This is a genomic window from Kitasatospora sp. NPDC056531, assembly GCF_042794375.1.
Taxonomy (GTDB): Bacteria; Actinomycetota; Actinomycetes; order Streptomycetales; family Streptomycetaceae; genus Kitasatospora.
The window spans coordinates 77,681-91,917 of the sequence record NZ_JBHTTU010000009.1; the positions used below are offsets into that span (position 1 = coordinate 77,681).

At 70.9% G+C, this 14,237-nt stretch carries 13 protein-coding genes; 5 read left to right on the forward strand and 8 right to left on the reverse strand.

The window, feature by feature from the left end; genetic code table 11:
- Positions 1–80: 80 nt before the first annotated feature.
- Positions 81–1,292: a D-alanyl-D-alanine carboxypeptidase family protein gene (locus ACFQ87_RS11860; RefSeq protein WP_380610516.1), complete on the reverse strand. Its 1,212-nt coding sequence runs from the start codon at positions 1,290–1,292 to the stop codon at positions 81–83.
- A gap of 144 nt (positions 1,293–1,436) precedes the next feature.
- Between ACFQ87_RS11860 and ACFQ87_RS11865 the strand changes: the two genes are divergently transcribed.
- Positions 1,437–1,694: an SCO4848 family membrane protein gene (locus tag ACFQ87_RS11865; protein WP_380610517.1), complete on the forward strand. Its 258-nt coding sequence runs from the start codon at positions 1,437–1,439 to the stop codon at positions 1,692–1,694.
- Positions 1,695–1,764: 70 nt separating this feature from the next.
- Here ACFQ87_RS11865 and ACFQ87_RS11870 read toward each other — a convergent pair whose 3' ends face one another.
- The 4 genes from ACFQ87_RS11870 to sdhC are packed head-to-tail and all read right to left on the reverse strand — an operon-like array spanning position 1,765 to position 5,209.
- A complete protein-coding gene (locus tag ACFQ87_RS11870; protein WP_380610518.1) occupies positions 1,765–2,535 on the reverse strand; it encodes a succinate dehydrogenase iron-sulfur subunit in 771 nt (256 codons plus the stop codon).
- Positions 2,535–4,277 (reverse strand): succinate dehydrogenase flavoprotein subunit, encoded by a 1,743-nt coding sequence (sdhA, locus tag ACFQ87_RS11875; protein WP_380610519.1) that lies wholly within the window; start codon positions 4,275–4,277, stop codon positions 2,535–2,537. The genes ACFQ87_RS11870 and sdhA overlap by 1 nt, the downstream gene beginning before the upstream one ends.
- Positions 4,278–4,328: 51 nt before the next feature.
- On the reverse strand, positions 4,329–4,820 hold the full coding sequence (sdhD, locus tag ACFQ87_RS11880; protein ID WP_380610520.1) for a succinate dehydrogenase, hydrophobic membrane anchor protein: 492 nt from the start codon (positions 4,818–4,820) through the stop codon (positions 4,329–4,331).
- 8 nt (positions 4,821–4,828) lie between these two features.
- A complete protein-coding gene (gene sdhC, locus ACFQ87_RS11885; protein WP_380610521.1) occupies positions 4,829–5,209 on the reverse strand; it encodes a succinate dehydrogenase, cytochrome b556 subunit in 381 nt (126 codons plus the stop codon).
- A gap of 251 nt (positions 5,210–5,460) precedes the next feature.
- Between sdhC and ACFQ87_RS11890 the strand changes: the two genes are divergently transcribed.
- On the forward strand, positions 5,461–6,288 hold the full coding sequence (locus ACFQ87_RS11890; protein ID WP_380610522.1) for a hypothetical protein: 828 nt from the start codon (positions 5,461–5,463) through the stop codon (positions 6,286–6,288).
- Here ACFQ87_RS11890 and ACFQ87_RS11895 read toward each other — a convergent pair.
- The 3 genes from ACFQ87_RS11895 to ACFQ87_RS11905 form a co-directional block, all read right to left on the reverse strand.
- Positions 6,285–6,770, reverse strand: a complete 486-nt coding sequence (locus ACFQ87_RS11895; protein WP_380610523.1) for a 2-oxo-4-hydroxy-4-carboxy-5-ureidoimidazoline decarboxylase — start codon at positions 6,768–6,770, stop codon at positions 6,285–6,287. The genes ACFQ87_RS11890 and ACFQ87_RS11895 overlap by 4 nt on opposite strands.
- A gap of 297 nt (positions 6,771–7,067) precedes the next feature.
- Entirely contained in the window at positions 7,068–8,729 is a 1,662-nt protein-coding gene (locus tag ACFQ87_RS11900; protein WP_380610525.1) for an alpha/beta hydrolase, read from the reverse strand.
- Between the two features lie 69 nt (positions 8,730–8,798).
- Complete coding sequence (locus tag ACFQ87_RS11905; RefSeq protein WP_380610526.1) at positions 8,799–9,554, reverse strand: SDR family oxidoreductase; 756 nt, start codon at positions 9,552–9,554, stop codon at positions 8,799–8,801.
- A gap of 125 nt (positions 9,555–9,679) precedes the next feature.
- Between ACFQ87_RS11905 and ACFQ87_RS11910 the strand changes: the two genes are divergently transcribed.
- From ACFQ87_RS11910 to ACFQ87_RS11920, 3 genes are all read left to right on the forward strand, one after another.
- Positions 9,680–11,305 carry a methylmalonyl-CoA mutase gene (locus ACFQ87_RS11910; RefSeq protein WP_380610527.1) on the forward strand — a complete coding sequence of 542 codons (1,626 nt, stop codon included), beginning with the start codon at positions 9,680–9,682 and terminating at the stop codon, positions 11,303–11,305.
- A gap of 219 nt (positions 11,306–11,524) precedes the next feature.
- Positions 11,525–12,778 (forward strand): amidohydrolase, encoded by a 1,254-nt coding sequence (locus ACFQ87_RS11915; RefSeq protein WP_380610528.1) that lies wholly within the window; start codon positions 11,525–11,527, stop codon positions 12,776–12,778.
- Between the two features lie 254 nt (positions 12,779–13,032).
- Entirely contained in the window at positions 13,033–14,091 is a 1,059-nt protein-coding gene (locus tag ACFQ87_RS11920) for a BMP family protein (RefSeq protein ID WP_380610529.1), read from the forward strand.
- Positions 14,092–14,237: the final 146 nt, after the last annotated feature.

Sequence of the window (14,237 nt, forward strand, 5' to 3'; positions counted from 1 at the left end):
GGGAGGGGGGGGGGGGGAGGGGGAGGGGGGGGGGGGGGGGGGGTGACTTGGCCCCGGTCGCGCCTCCCCCCCGCCGCCGGTCAGTGCCTGTTCCCGGCCGTCCGGCGCCGCACGACCACCACGGCCCCCGCCGCGACCACGGCTCCGACCGCCACGGCCGACCAGCCGCCCAGGCCCAGCCCGTCGTCCCCGGCCGAGGCCGTCGCGGCGGGCCGGAGCGCGGTGGGGGAGGGGTTCGGCGCCGCCGGGGCGTCGGACGAGCCACCCGCCCGGCCGGTCGACTCCACGCCGCCGGCCGCCTGCCGGGCCGGCTTCTCGTCGACCAGGTTGCCGACCGGCTTGACCTTGCCGGCCGCGGCGAAGCCCCAGTCCAGCAGCTCGGCCGTCTCGTCGTAGACCTTCTGGTAGCTGGTCGGGTGCATCACCGTCACCAGCAGGGTGCGCCCGTTGCGCTCGGCGGCGCCGACGAAGGTCGAGCCGGCGTTGGTGGTGGTGCCGTTCTTCACCCCGATCAGGCCCGGGTACTTGCCCAGCAGCCGGTCGGTGTTCGCGATCCCGAAGCTGCCGCGCTGGCCGGTGTTCTTGTCGACGGCGCCGGGGAACATCGCGTCCCGGGTCGCGCAGTACATCCGGAAGTCCGCGTTGCGCAGGCCGGACCGGGCGAACAGCGACAGGTCGTACGCCGAGGAGACCTGGCCGTCCATGTCGTAGCCGTCCGGGGAGATCACCTTGGTGTCCCCGGCCTGCAGCGCGTCGGCGCGGGCCTGCATCTCGGCGACGGTCTGCTGGACGCCGCCGTTCATGTGTGACAGGACGTGCACGGCGTCGTTGCCCGAGCTCAGGAACACCCCGCGCCAGAGGTCCTCGACCCGGTACTCCAGGTTCTCCTTGATGCCGACCAGGCTGCTGCCGGCGCCGATGTTCTGGATCTCCTCGTCGGCGACCTTGTGCACCGCGTTGCGGTCGAACTTGGGCAGCACGGTGTCGGCGAAGAGGATCTTCAGGGTGCTCGCCGGGGGCAGCCGCAGGTGCGGGTTGTAGGCCGCCAGCACCTCCCCGGACGAGGCGTCGGAGACTATCCAGGACAGGCCGGTGAGGTCCGTCGGCAGCGCCGGGGCGCCCGGCAGCGGATTGACCTGGACCCCGGGTAGCCCCAGCCGCTCACCGCCGACCGCGGTCGACGGGGGCGGCACCTGCGGGGCCGCGACCGCCGCCGGGGTGGCGAGCAGAACCGGGAGGGCCGCGGCGACCGCGGCGCACAGCTGCGCGAACGTGTGACGGGATGTGGACACCAGCTGACCGTACCCATGACGGAGCCCGGCCGCGCGACACTCCGGGCGGGTCCTTCGAAGGAGGGGCCCGCCGTACGCCGATCGGCGGTCCACGCATACTGGGGAGGCTCACACCGCCTTCACACCCCCGGCGAGGACCACCCCATGAAGCTCAGCCGCCGCACCTCCTGGTTCCTGACCGCCTTCGGCGTCTGGTCGATCATCATCTGGACCACCTTCGTCAAGAACCTGTGGAAGGACTCCGGCGGCCAGGCCTTCGTGAACGGCGACCACTCCCGGCCCACCGCCTTCTTCTGGGTGCACCTGCTGCTCGCCATCACCTCCTTCGTGCTCGGCATCGCCGTCGGCGCCGTCGGTGTGCGCGGCCTGCGCGCCACCCGGCGCGGCCCGGCCGTGGACTGAAATCCCCGAACGCGAAGGCCCCCGTCCGATCGGAGATCGGACGGGGGCCTTCGCGTTCGTCAGGCGGGGATCAGAAGCGGCGGGTGACCAGCGCCCGCTTCACTTCCTGGATCGCCTTGGTGACCTCGATGCCACGCGGGCAGGCCTCGGAGCAGTTGAAGGTGGTGCGGCAGCGCCACACGCCCTCACGGTCGTTGAGGATCTCCAGGCGCTGCTCGGCACCCTCGTCGCGCGAGTCGAAGATGAAGCGGTGCGCGTTGACGATGGCGGCCGGGCCGAAGTACTGGCCGTCGTTCCAGAACACCGGGCAGGACGACGTGCACGCGGCGCACAGGATGCACTTGGTGGTGTCGTCGAAGCGCTCGCGCTCCTCGGCGGACTGCAGGCGCTCGCGCGTCGGGTCGTTCCCCTTGGTGATGAGGAACGGCATGACGTCCTTGTACGCCTGGAAGAACGGGTCCATGTCCACGACCAGGTCCTTGAGGACCGTCAGGCCCTTGATGGCCTCGATCGTGATCGGCTTCTCCGGGTTGACGTCCTTGATCAGGGTCTTGCACGCCAGCCGGTTGCGGCCGTTGATCCGCATGGCGTCGGAGCCGCAGATGCCGTGCGCGCAGGAACGGCGGTAGGTGAGGGTGCCGTCCTGCTCCCACTTGATCTTGTTGAGCGCGTCCAGGACGCGCTCCTTCGGGTCCATCGTCAGCTGGTAGTCCACCCACACCGGGTCCGGGTGCTCCTCCGGGTTGAACCGGCGGATCCGGAAGGTGACGGTGATCAGCTTGGTGACACCGGCCTCGGCCGCGTCCAGAGCGGCCGAGTGCTCCACAGTCGGAGTGCTCATCAGTACTTACGCTCCATCGGCTGGTAGCGGGTCTGCACGACCGGCTTGTAGTCGAGGCGGATGGAGGTGCTGCCGTCGGCGGCGACCTCCTGGTACGCCATGGTGTGCTGCATGAACTTCACGTCGTCACGGGTCGGGAAGTCCTCGCGGTAGTGACCGCCGCGGGACTCCTCGCGGGCCAGCGCGGAGACGGCCAGCACCTCGGCCAGGTCGAGCAGGTTGCCCAGCTCGATCGCCTCCAGCAGGTCCGTGTTGTAACGGAAGCCCTTGTCCTGGATGGAGATGTTCTTGTAGCGCTCCTTCAGCGAGGCGATGTCCTCGACCGCCTGCTTCAGGGTGGCGCCGGTGCGGTAGACCATCGCGTTGGCGTCCATGGTCTCCTGCAGGGCCGTGCGGATCTGCCCCACGGACTCGGTGCCGGTCGACTCGCGCAGCTTGTCGACCATGTCCTGGACCAGCTCTTCCGGGTTCTCCGGCAGCGGGACGAACTCGTTCGCGTTGGCGTAGTCGGCGGCGGCGATGCCCGCGCGACGGCCGAACACGTTGATGTCCAGCAGCGAGTTGGTGCCCAGGCGGTTGGCGCCGTGGACGGACACGCAGGCGACCTCGCCGGCCGCGTACAGGCCCGGGACGACGTCGGTGTTGTTGCGCAGGACCTCACCCTCGACGTTGGTCGGGATGCCGCCCATGGCGTAGTGCGCGGTGGGCTGGATCGGGATCGGGTCCGTGTAGGGCTCGATGCCGAGGTAGGTGCGCGCGAACTCGGTGATGTCCGGGAGCTTGGCGTCCAGCTGCTCCGGCGGCAGGTGGGTCAGGTCCAGGTAGACGTGGTCGCCGTCCGGACCGCAACCGCGACCCTCGCGGATCTCGGTGTAGATCGCGCGGGAGCAGACGTCACGGGACGCGAGGTCCTTCATGACCGGGGCGTAGCGCTCCATGAAGCGCTCGCCGTCCTTGTTGCGCAGGATGCCGCCCTCGCCGCGGGCGCCCTCGGTGAGCAGGATGCCCATGCGCCAGATGCCCGTCGGGTGGAACTGGAAGAACTCCATGTCCTCCAGCGGCAGGCCGCGGCGGTAGGCCACCGCCTGGCCGTCACCGGTGAGGGTGTGGGCGTTCGAGGAGACCTTGAACATCTTGCCGGTGCCGCCGGAGGCGAACACGACGGCCTTGGCCTGGAAGACGTGGATCTCGCCGGTGGCCAGCTCGTAGGCGACGACGCCGGCCGTCTTGCCCTCGTTGATCAGCAGGTCGAGGACGTAGAACTCGTTGAAGAACTCGACGCCGTGCTTGACGCAGTTCTGGAACAGCGTCTGGAGGATCATGTGGCCGGTGCGGTCGGCCGCGTAGCACGAGCGGCGGACCGGGGCCTCGCCGTGGTTGCGGGAGTGACCGCCGAAGCGGCGCTGGTCGATCCGGCCCTGCTCGGTGCGGGAGAAGGGCAGACCCATCTTCTCCAGGTCGAGGACGGCGTCGATGGCCTCCTTGCACATGATCTCGGCGGCGTCCTGGTCGACCAGGTAGTCACCACCCTTGACCGTGTCGAAGGTGTGCCACTCCCAGTTGTCCTCCTCGACGTTGGCCAGGGCGGCGCACATGCCGCCCTGGGCCGCGCCGGTGTGGGACCGGGTCGGGTAGAGCTTGGTCAGGACCGCGGTGCGGCTGCGCTGCGTGGACTCGATGGCCGCGCGCATGCCGGCGCCGCCGGCGCCGACGATGACGGTGTCGTACTGGTGAATCTGCATGGGGGGTTAACTCGCCTCTGGCCTCTGCCGATGGTCGATGGTGCTCGCGGCTCAGATGTTGGGGTCGAAGGTGAAGATCACCAGGGTGCCCAGCAGCACGGTGAAGACCGTGGCGGTACCCATGAGTCCCTTGAGCCAGAGCCGGGTCGAGTCCTTCTCGGCGTAGTCGTTGATGACCTGACGCATGCCGTTGGCGCCGTGCAGCATGGCGAGCCAGAGCATCAGGAGGTCCCAGCCCTGCCAGAACGGCGAGGCCCAGCGGCCGGCCACGAAGGCGAAGCCGATCTTGGAGACGCCGCCGTCGAGCACCAGCATGATCAGCAGGTGGCCGAGGATCAGCACGACCAGGACGACACCAGACAGGCGCATGAAGAGCCAGGCCAGCATCTCGAAGTTGGTGCGGGTGCGGCGCGGGGTCTTCGCGGTCCGCTTGCGCGGCGGCTCGATGACGAAGGCGTCGGCCGGGTTACCGGTGCCGAGGCCCTTGCCGGTGTGCGCCTGCTTCGACGGGACGGTGATCGCGTCGGAGATTTCCGTGGACATCAGTCAGCTCACTTCCCGAACCAGGCGATCAGCGTGTGCTGCAGGATGCCGTAGAACGAGCCGGCCATCAGGGCGACCCAGACTCCGACGACGGTCCAGAGCATCTGCTTCTGGTACTTCGGGCCCTTGGACCAGAAGTCCACGGCGACGACGCGCAGGCCGTTGAGCGCGTGGAACAGGATGGCGGCCACCAGGCCGTACTCCATCAGGTTCACGAGCGGAGTCTTGTACGTCTGAATGACGGTGTCGTAGGACTCCGGCGACACTCGCACCAGGGCGGTGTCCAGGACGTGGGCGAACAGGAAGAAGAAGATGAGGACGCCGGTGACTCGATGAGCCACCCAGCTCCACATGCCTTCCCGGCCGCGGTACAGCGTTCCAGCCGGCACGGAAAAACCCTCCGGAAGCGATTGGGGGCTCGGCCGGCTTCGGTGTCGGTCAGCCCGGCCGGGTCGGTCCACCGGCCGCCAGCATCCTATCGACGCCTTGTTGGGAACCGCCTCCGGGGCCCCCCGGTGTGATCAATCAGGCACTTCTGGCCTAGCGGAGCGGGAACCAAGGCCGGTTTGGTCACGTTGGGTGACTGAATGGCTGCGCTACGGTGGCGAACCCCGCCCGTCGACACCCTGCCGAGGCGTCCGTGCCGTTTCGCCCCTCCCGTCCGTCCGCCGCCCCGGCCGTCCTGGTCGGCCTGCTGCTCGCCACGGGCTGCACCACGGTCGGCGGCTCCTCCGGGGACCGGGCCGCGCCCGGTCGGGAGCTGTCCGCGGCCGAGCTGCGGGCCGCGGCCGTGGCCGACGTCGACCTCGGGCCGGGTTACACGGTGACGCTGATGACGCCCGGTCACGGCGACACCGGGACGGGCGCCGGGCGGGAGGCCGCCGACGTCCCGGCCTGTCAGCCGCTGCTGGACGCGGTCGCCCCGGCCGCCTCCACGGGCGCGTCCCCGGCCTCGCCGGCGCCCGGCTCCCCGTACGCGGAGACGGACCTGAGCGTGGCTCGGGCCGCCGACCCCGAGGGCCGGGTGTACGGCGGGCTGCTGGGCTACCGGGCCGGGCGGGCGGCCGCGCGGCAGGCGGAGCTGGAGGAGCTGTTCGGTCCGTGCGCCTCGTTCACGTCGGCGGCCCCGGCGCCACCGGCCGAGAAGCCGGGTCGGAAGGTGGCGATCCGTACCCGGCACCGGCTGAACCGGCAGGACACGCCCACGCCCGAGGGAGCGGACTCGGCGATCGGATTCACCCTCACGAATGAATCGGGTACCGCCGTGCCGGCTCAGCGTGCCGTGCTCGTCCGGGTCGGCGCGACCCTCGCGGTGTTCGCCACCTCCGGGGCCGCCACCGGGCCGGCCGGCGCGCCGGACGAGCGGATCGTCCGGCAGCAGGTGGCCAAACTGCGTGCCGCACAGGCGGGGGACGCACGGGCGGGGGGCGCACAGTCGAAGGAGGATCAGCCGAAGCGCCGGCCCTAGTGCGCCCCGGCTTCGGAGTGGGTGGCGACCAGGTGCTCCAGTCGAGTGAGGGCGATCCGCCGGAGCTCGTCCGCCGCGATCAGCCGCTCCTCGTCCGGGTCGTTGGCCAACCGGGTGCGGATCGAGGAGAGCACGGTGTCGAGCATCTCCTCCGGGGGGACGCCCTCCAGGCAGACCACGAACACGTGGCCGAACCGGGCCTCGTACGCGGCGTGCGCCGCCCGCAGCGCGGTGTGCGCGGCCTGGCTGCCGGGGGCCCGCATGCCGAGCAGCGGCTGCGGCATCCAGCTCTCGTCGGCCAGCGCCTCGGCCAGGTCCGCCGGGCGCAGGTCGTAGGAGGCCTCGCTGGCGGCGGCCAGCAGGGACTCTATGTCGGGGTACGGCCGGTGCGCGGTGAGCCGCAGGGCCCAGCGGTGGCTGCCGCAGCAGGCCAGCAGGGCCTCCTCGGCGGCGCCGGCGTCGGCCTCGTTGAAGCGGTGCAACCCGAGGAGGGTCGGCTCGGTGCTGGCGTCGAGCCGCTGTGGCGGGATGTCGCTGGCCAGCGGGTCCTCCTCGTGAGGGCGGGAAGGTGCCGGTGGAGTGGGGTGGTGGAGCAGGTGAAGTATGGGGGCCGCAGGGGGCGCGCGGCGGCGCTCTGGCAGCGCTTCAACGGTAGTTGAGCCGTCATCAGTTGGGGAGGGCGTGCGCGGAATTCATCCGGACGAGCTATCAAGTTGTGACGTTGACACCTTCGCGTCATCGCCCTCCCCGCTTTCCTCTGTCAGTTCACCGCAGCCGGTTCAGGAGCAGCGGGTCCCCTCGGCCGGCATCGTGCCCTCGGTCAGGTAGGCCTCCATGGCGCGGTCGATGCAGGTGTTGCCCTTGCCGAAGGCGCCGTGGCCTTCGCCCACCCGGGTGAGCAGGGTGGCCTTGGCGAAGCCCTTGGCCAGGGACTCGGCCGCGGCGTACGGGGTGGCCGGGTCGCTGGTGGTGCCGATCACCAGGATCGGCGCGGCACCCTCGGCCCGGATGGTGTGCGGCTTCTCGGGGGACTGGTACGGCCAGCCCTCGCAGGCCGCGTCGGTGAAGTCCTCGGCGGTGACGCCCTTGGTCAGCAGCGGGGCCTTCTCCTGGAGCTCCTTGACCGCGGCCTGGGCGCGTTCGGGCGAGGGGGCCGGGGCGGACCCGTCGGCGCAGCTGATCGCGGTGTGGGCGGAGTCCATCGGGGAGTAGTGGCCGTTCTCGTCGCGCTCCGCGTAGCTGTCCGAGAAGGCGAGCAGGATGTCGCCGCGCTTCATGGTCATCGCCATGCCGAGGCCGACCCGCAGGTACTTCCAGTCCTGGTTCTGGTCGCCGTAGAGGGCCGAGGTGACGCCGTTCCAGGCCAGGTCGCGGCCGACCTTGCGACCGTCCTTGGTGGGCAGCGGGTGGTCGATCAGGCCGTCCAGGAAGTCGGCGGCCTTCTTGGCGGCCTGGTCCTTGTCCTGGCCGAGCGGGCACTCGTCGGCGTGGTTCTCGACGCAGTCGGCGGCGAAGTGCTCGAAGGAGGTCTCGAAGCCGATCCGCTGCTTGACCGCGGAGTCCAGGTCGTCGGCGGCCGGGTCGACCGCGCCGTCCAGGACCAGTCGGCCGGTGTTCTGCGGGAACTCCTCGGCGTAGAGCGAGCCCAGGTAGGTGCCGTACGAGACGCCCAGGTAGTTGAGCTTGCGGTCGCCGACGGCCGCGCGCAGCACGTCCAGGTCACGGGCGGTGTTGCGGGTGCCGACGAAGGGCAGCAGCTTGCCGGACTTGGCCTTGCAGGCGGCGATGTACTCGGTGTTCTGCTTCTCCTCGGCTGCCCGGCGGGCGTCCGGGTCCAGCGGCGAGTCCACCTGGCTCTGGGCGTCGCGCTGCTTGTCGTCCAGGCAGAGGACGGGCGAGCTGCCGCCGGTGCCGCGAGGGTCGAAGCCGATCACGTCGAAGCGGTTGTGCAGGGCGCCGGCGAAGTCCTTGGCGCCGTACTCGACCATCTCGACGCCGGAGCCGCCGGGGCCGCCGGGGTTGACCATCAGCGAGCCGATCCGCTGGTCCTGGTTGCCCGCCGGGTACTTGATCAGCGCGAGGTCGATCGCGTCGGCGGTGGGGTCGGTGTAGTCGAGCGGGACGTGCAGCTTGCCGCACTTCATCGTGGAGACGTCGGCCCGGGCCTCCTCGGCCTTGGGGTCGGCCGGGCAGTCGGACCAGCTGATCTTCTGGCCGTAGAAGGACTTCAGGGCCGGGTCGGCCTCGCCGCTCGGCTTGGAGGCCGCGGCGGCCGACCGGCTCGCGCCGGCGTCGGCGGTGGCGTCGGCGGTGGTGCTGGTGCCGGCGGCTTGGTCCTGGGCCGGCTTCGCGGTGTCGTCGCAGGCGGAGGTGAGCAGCAGGGTGCCTGCCGCCAGCGCGGTCAGCAGGACGCGTGGGCGGGCGGCCCGGAAGGTCTTCATCGCACGTGTGTACCACCCGGTGGTGACGTGTTTGACCTGCACCCCTGCGGGTCCGCCCGCCCGTCCCGGTCAGCCGCGGTGGACCTTGTGGTTGGCGGCCTGTGCCCGGGGGCGGACCACCAGCAGGTCGATGTTCACGTGCGAGGGCCGGGTGACCGTCCAGGCCACGGTGTCCGCGATGTCCTCCGAGGTCAGCGGCTCGGCCACGCCCGCGTACACGGCGGCGGCCTTCTCCTCGTCGCCCCGGAAGCGGGTGACCGCGAAGCCCTCGGACTTCACCATGCCGGGCGCGATCTCGATCACCCGGATCGGCTCCCCGCACAGCTCCAGCCGCAGCGTGGCCGCGATGGTGTGCGCGGCGTGCTTGGCCGCGACGTACCCGCCGCCGCCCTCGTACGCGGCCAGCGCGGCGGTCGAGGAGAGCACCAGCACCGTGCCGTCGCCGGTGGCGCGCAGCGCGGGCAGCAGCGCCTGCGTCATGTGCAGCACGCCGAGCACGTTCACCTCGTACATCGCCCGCCAGTCGGCCGGGTCGCCGTGCTCGACCGTCTCGGCGCCGATCGCGCCGCCGGCGTTGTTCACCAGCACGTCCACCCGGCCGACCTCGGCCGCGAAGGCGTCCACGGCGGCCCGGTCGGTGACGTCCAGCGTGACCGCCCTCGCCGAACCGCCCCGGTCGCCGATCTCCTTGGCCAGTGCCTCGATCCGCTCCGTCCGGCGGGCGGTCAACACCACGTCGAAGCCCTCGGCGGCCAGTCGGCGGGCGGTCGCCGCGCCGATTCCGCTGCTGGCACCGGTGACCACGGCCACCTTCTGCTCGGTCATTGCCACTCCCTGGGGCTCATCGGTCGTTCACCCGATCATCTCAACCGAGTCGGCGCCCCCGCCGCCCGGTCAGGACCTAGATTGCGAGGACCGACCTGTGCCCCGCCGTTCCCGTGGAGGGACCCATGGCAGCCGAGCCGCGCCGCACCGAGTCCGCCCGTCCTTCGGAACCAGCCCGTCTTTCCGAGTCAGGCTTCCCGATCGAGCCCCTGTACGGCCCCGAGGCGCTGGCCGGCTGGGACCCGGACACCCGGTTGGGCCGACCGGGGGAGTACCCGTACACCCGGGGGGTCTACCCGACGATGTACACCGGCCGGCCGTGGACGATGCGCCAGTACGCGGGCTTCGGCACCGCCGCCGAGTCCAACGCCCGCTACCGGCAGCTGATCGCGGGCGGCGGTACCGGCCTCTCGGTGGCCTTCGACCTGCCCACCCAGATGGGCTACGACTCGGACGCGCCGCTCGCCGCCGGGGAGGTCGGCAAGGTGGGCGTGGCGGTGGACAGCGTCGAGGACATGGCGGTGCTCCTCGACGGCATCCCGCTCGGCGAGGTGTCCACCTCGATGACCATCAACGCGCCCGCGGCCCTGCTCCTGCTGCTCTACCAGCTGGTCGGCGAGGCCCAGGGGGTGGCGCCGTCCGCGCTCACCGGCACGGTCCAGAACGACGTGCTGAAGGAGTACATCGCCCGGGGCACCTACATCTTCCCGCCGCAGCCCTCGCTGAGGCTGGCCGCGGACGTGTTCCGGTACTGCCGGGCCGAGGTCCCGCGCTGGAACACCATCTCCATCTCCGGCTACCACATGGCCGAGGCCGGGGCCGACCCGGCGCAGGAGATCGCCTTCACCCTGGCCAACGGCATCGCCTACGTCCGCACCGCGCTCGCCGCCGGGATGGCCGTGGACGACTTCGCGCCCCGCCTCTCCTTCTTCTTCGTGGCCCGCACCACGCTGCTGGAGGAGGTGGCGAAGTTCCGTGCCGCACGCCGGATCTGGGCCGGGATCATGCGCGACGAGTTCGGCGCGAAGGACCCGCGCTCGCGGATGCTGCGCTTCCACACCCAGACCGCCGGGGTGCAGCTCACCGCCCAGCAGCCCGAGGTGAACCTGGTCCGGGTCTCGGTGCAGGCGCTGGCCGCGGTGCTCGGCGGCACCCAGTCGCTGCACACCAACAGCTTCGACGAGGCGATCGCGCTGCCCACCGAGAAGGCCGCCCGGCTGGCCCTGCGCACCCAGCAGGTGCTCGCCCACGAGACCGACGTGACCGCCACCGTCGACCCCTTCGCGGGCTCCTACGCGGTGGAGGCGCTGACCGATCGGGTGGAGGCCGCCGCACTGGCCCTGATGGCCCGGATCGAGGAGCGGGGCGGCGCGGTGGCCGCGATCGAACAGGGCTTCCAGAAGGGCGAGATCGAGCGAACCGCCTACCGCCTCCAGCAGGAGACCGACTCCGGCGAGCGGACGGTGGTCGGCGTGAACCGCTTCCGGCTGGACGAGGAGGAGCCGTACCAGCCGCTGCGGGTGGACCCGGCGATCGAACGGCGGCAGGCCGAGCGGCTGGCCCGGCTGCGGGCCGACCGCTCCTCGACCGCCGTCTCCCGGGCGCTGGACGCGCTGCGCCGCACCGCGGAGGGGCAGGAGAACGTGCTGTACCCGATGAAGGAGGCGCTGGCCGCCCGGGCCACCGTCGGCGAGGTCTGCGACGCGCTGCGCGGGGTGTGGGGGACGTACGCTCCGGTGGAGCGATTCTGAACAGAACAGATCGTCTGAACGGCCGTCAATATCCCGCGCTCGTCAAGTGGACGGTGGCCGTGACCACCGGCCAGGGTGATCGTTGCACAGGACAAGCAACCCGGGGAAGGCGGCTAAAACGAGATGTCATACCCACCTGTCCGGCCGGTATGCGCCCATCCGGGGACTAATTTTCTGGAAGTCGGGCCAAATCCCCCCAACGGGCCTAGTCTTGGGGAGATGAACCGTCCTGAGCCCGCTCAGCCGGGCGCCACCCTCGCCGCCGCACGCCCCGCCGCCGACTTGCGCGCCAGGGTCAGCAGGCTGGAGCCTGAGCTGGTCGCCTTCCGCCGTGATCTGCACCGGCACCCGGAGCTGGGCCGCCAGGAGTTCCGCACCACCAACCTGCTGCGCGACCGGCTGGTGGCGGCGGGCCTGGACCCGCGGGTGCTGCCCGGCGGCACCGGTCTGCTGGTGGACATCGTCCCGGCGGACACCCTCCCGGGCGCCGAGTTCCTGGCCTTCCGCGCCGACATCGACGCGCTGCCGATCGACGACGCCAAGACCGACGTCCCGTACCGCTCGACCGTCCCCGGCCGGGCCCACGCCTGCGGCCACGACGTGCACACCTCGGTGGTGCTCGGCCTCGGCCTGGTGCTGGCCGAGGCCGCCCGCACCGGTGAGCTGCGCCGCCCCGTCCGGCTGGTGTTCCAGCCCGCCGAGGAGGTCATGCCCGGCGGCGCGCTGGACGTCATCAAGGCCGGCGGGATGGAGGGCGTCGGTCGGATCTTCGCGGTGCACTGCGACCCGAAGGTGGAGGTCGGCCGGATCGCCCTGCGCACCGGGGCGATCACCTCGGCCTGCGACCGCCTGGTGCTGCACCTGGACGGGCCCGGCGGCCACACCGCGCGCCCGCACCTGACCACCGACCTGGTGACCTCGATCGCCCGGCTGGCCGCCGACCTCCCCGGCGCGCTGGCCCGCCGGATGGACCCGCGCTGGGGCGTCAGCCTGGTCTGGGGCCGGATCGCCTCCGGCTCCGCGCCCAACGTCATCCCGCAGCACGCCGAACTGGAGGGCACCGTCCGCTGCCTGGAGCTGGACGGCTGGCGCGAGGCGCCGGACCTGCTGCACGAGCTGATCGCCAAGCTCGCCGAGACCTACCGGGCCAAGTGGACGCTGGACTACCACCGCGGGGTGCCGCCGGTGGTCAACGAGGCGGTCTCGGTCGCCCGGCTGGACGCCGCGATGACCGCCCGCTTCGGGAGGGACGGCGCCCAGGTGGTGGAGGGCACCGAACAGAGCCTCGGTGGCGAGGACTTCTCCTGGTACCTGGAGCACGCCCCGGGCGCGCTGGCCCGGCTCGGCGTCCGCGCCCCCGGCGACACCACCGTCCGCGACCTGCACCAGGGCCGCTTCGACGTGGACGAGCGGGCGATCGGCGTCGGTGTGGAACTGTTCGCGGCGCTGGCCCTGGAGGAGGACCGGGACTGACCGTATTCCAGCGGGTGTGGTCGATGAGTGATCGGGTTGTTGAGATCCGGGGTTCCGGAACGGTTCCGTAAACTGGACCGAACCAGTCTCGGATCGCCGCCCGTTTCACGGGAAAGGAGCCTCGGGAGACCCTTCAGACCACGGTTTGATAACAACCCGAACGCTCCGGCAGCCCGTAACCCAACCGTGTTCTACGCGCGTTACGGTGGCGTCCGACCACGCCAAACGGTTGCGTGTCAGAAGGAGAAACTCCCTTGCGCCGTTCAATGAAGCTCGCCGCGGTTGTGCTCTCGGGTTCCCTGGGCATGGCCTCGCTCGCCGCTTGCGGCGCAAAGAGCAACGACAACACCTCCTCCTCCGCGTCCGGTGACGGCTCGCTGAAGGTCGGCATGGCCTACGACATCGGTGGCCGTGGCGACCAGTCGTTCAACGACTCCGCCGCCCGCGGCCTGGACAAGGCCAAGGCCGACCTGGGCGTCTCCGTCACCGAGGCCGAGGCCAAGCAGGGCGAGGCCGAGGCCGACAAGGAGACCCGCCTCAAGAACCTGGTCGACGCCGGCTACAAGACCATCATCGCGGTCGGCTTCGTCTACCAGCCGGCGGTCGACAAGGTCGCCAAGGACAACCCGAACGTCAAGTTCGCGATCATCGACTCGAACGACAAGGACCAGCCGTCCAACGTCACCTCGCTGCTCTTCGCCGAGCAGGAGGGTTCGTACCTCGCCGGTGTCGCCGCCGCGAACAAGTCGAAGAGCCACCACATCGGCTTCATCGGTGGTGTGCAGTCCGAGCTGATCAAGAAGTTCGAGGCCGGTTACAAGGCGGGCGCCAAGTCCGTGGACCCGAACATCCAGATCGAGACCACCTACCTGACCACCCCGCCGGACTTCAGCGGCTTCGCCTCGCCCGACAAGGGCAAGGAGGCCGCGCAGGGCCAGCTCGACAAGGGCGCGGACGTCATCTACTCCGCCGCCGGTTCCTCCGGCGCCGGCTCCATCGAGGCCGTCGCCAACGCGGGCAAGCTCGCGATCGGTGTCGACTCCGACCAGGCCAGCCAGCCGGCCCTGGCGAAGTTCAAGAACAGCATCCTGACCTCGATGGTCAAGAACGTCGACACTGCGGTCTACTCGTACATCGACTCGGTCAAGAAGGGCACGCCGTTCACCGGCATCAAGCTCTTCGACCTGAAGGCCGACGGTGTCTCGCTCGCCACCACCGGTGGCAAGATCGACGACATCCAGGACAAGCTGAAGGCCGCCGCCGACTCCATCAAGAGCGGCGCCACCACCATCCCGACCGCGCCGACCTCCTGAGGTCCGCGCGTCTCGGACGCGACATGCGCTGCCGCCTGCCCGGTGGCGCGATGATCGACACGGTAAACGGGAGGGGCCCGGCAGGGTGCGCTCAACGCGTACCCCCGGGCCCCGTCCCGTCTCCACGTTTCCCCAGTTCCCCCCCC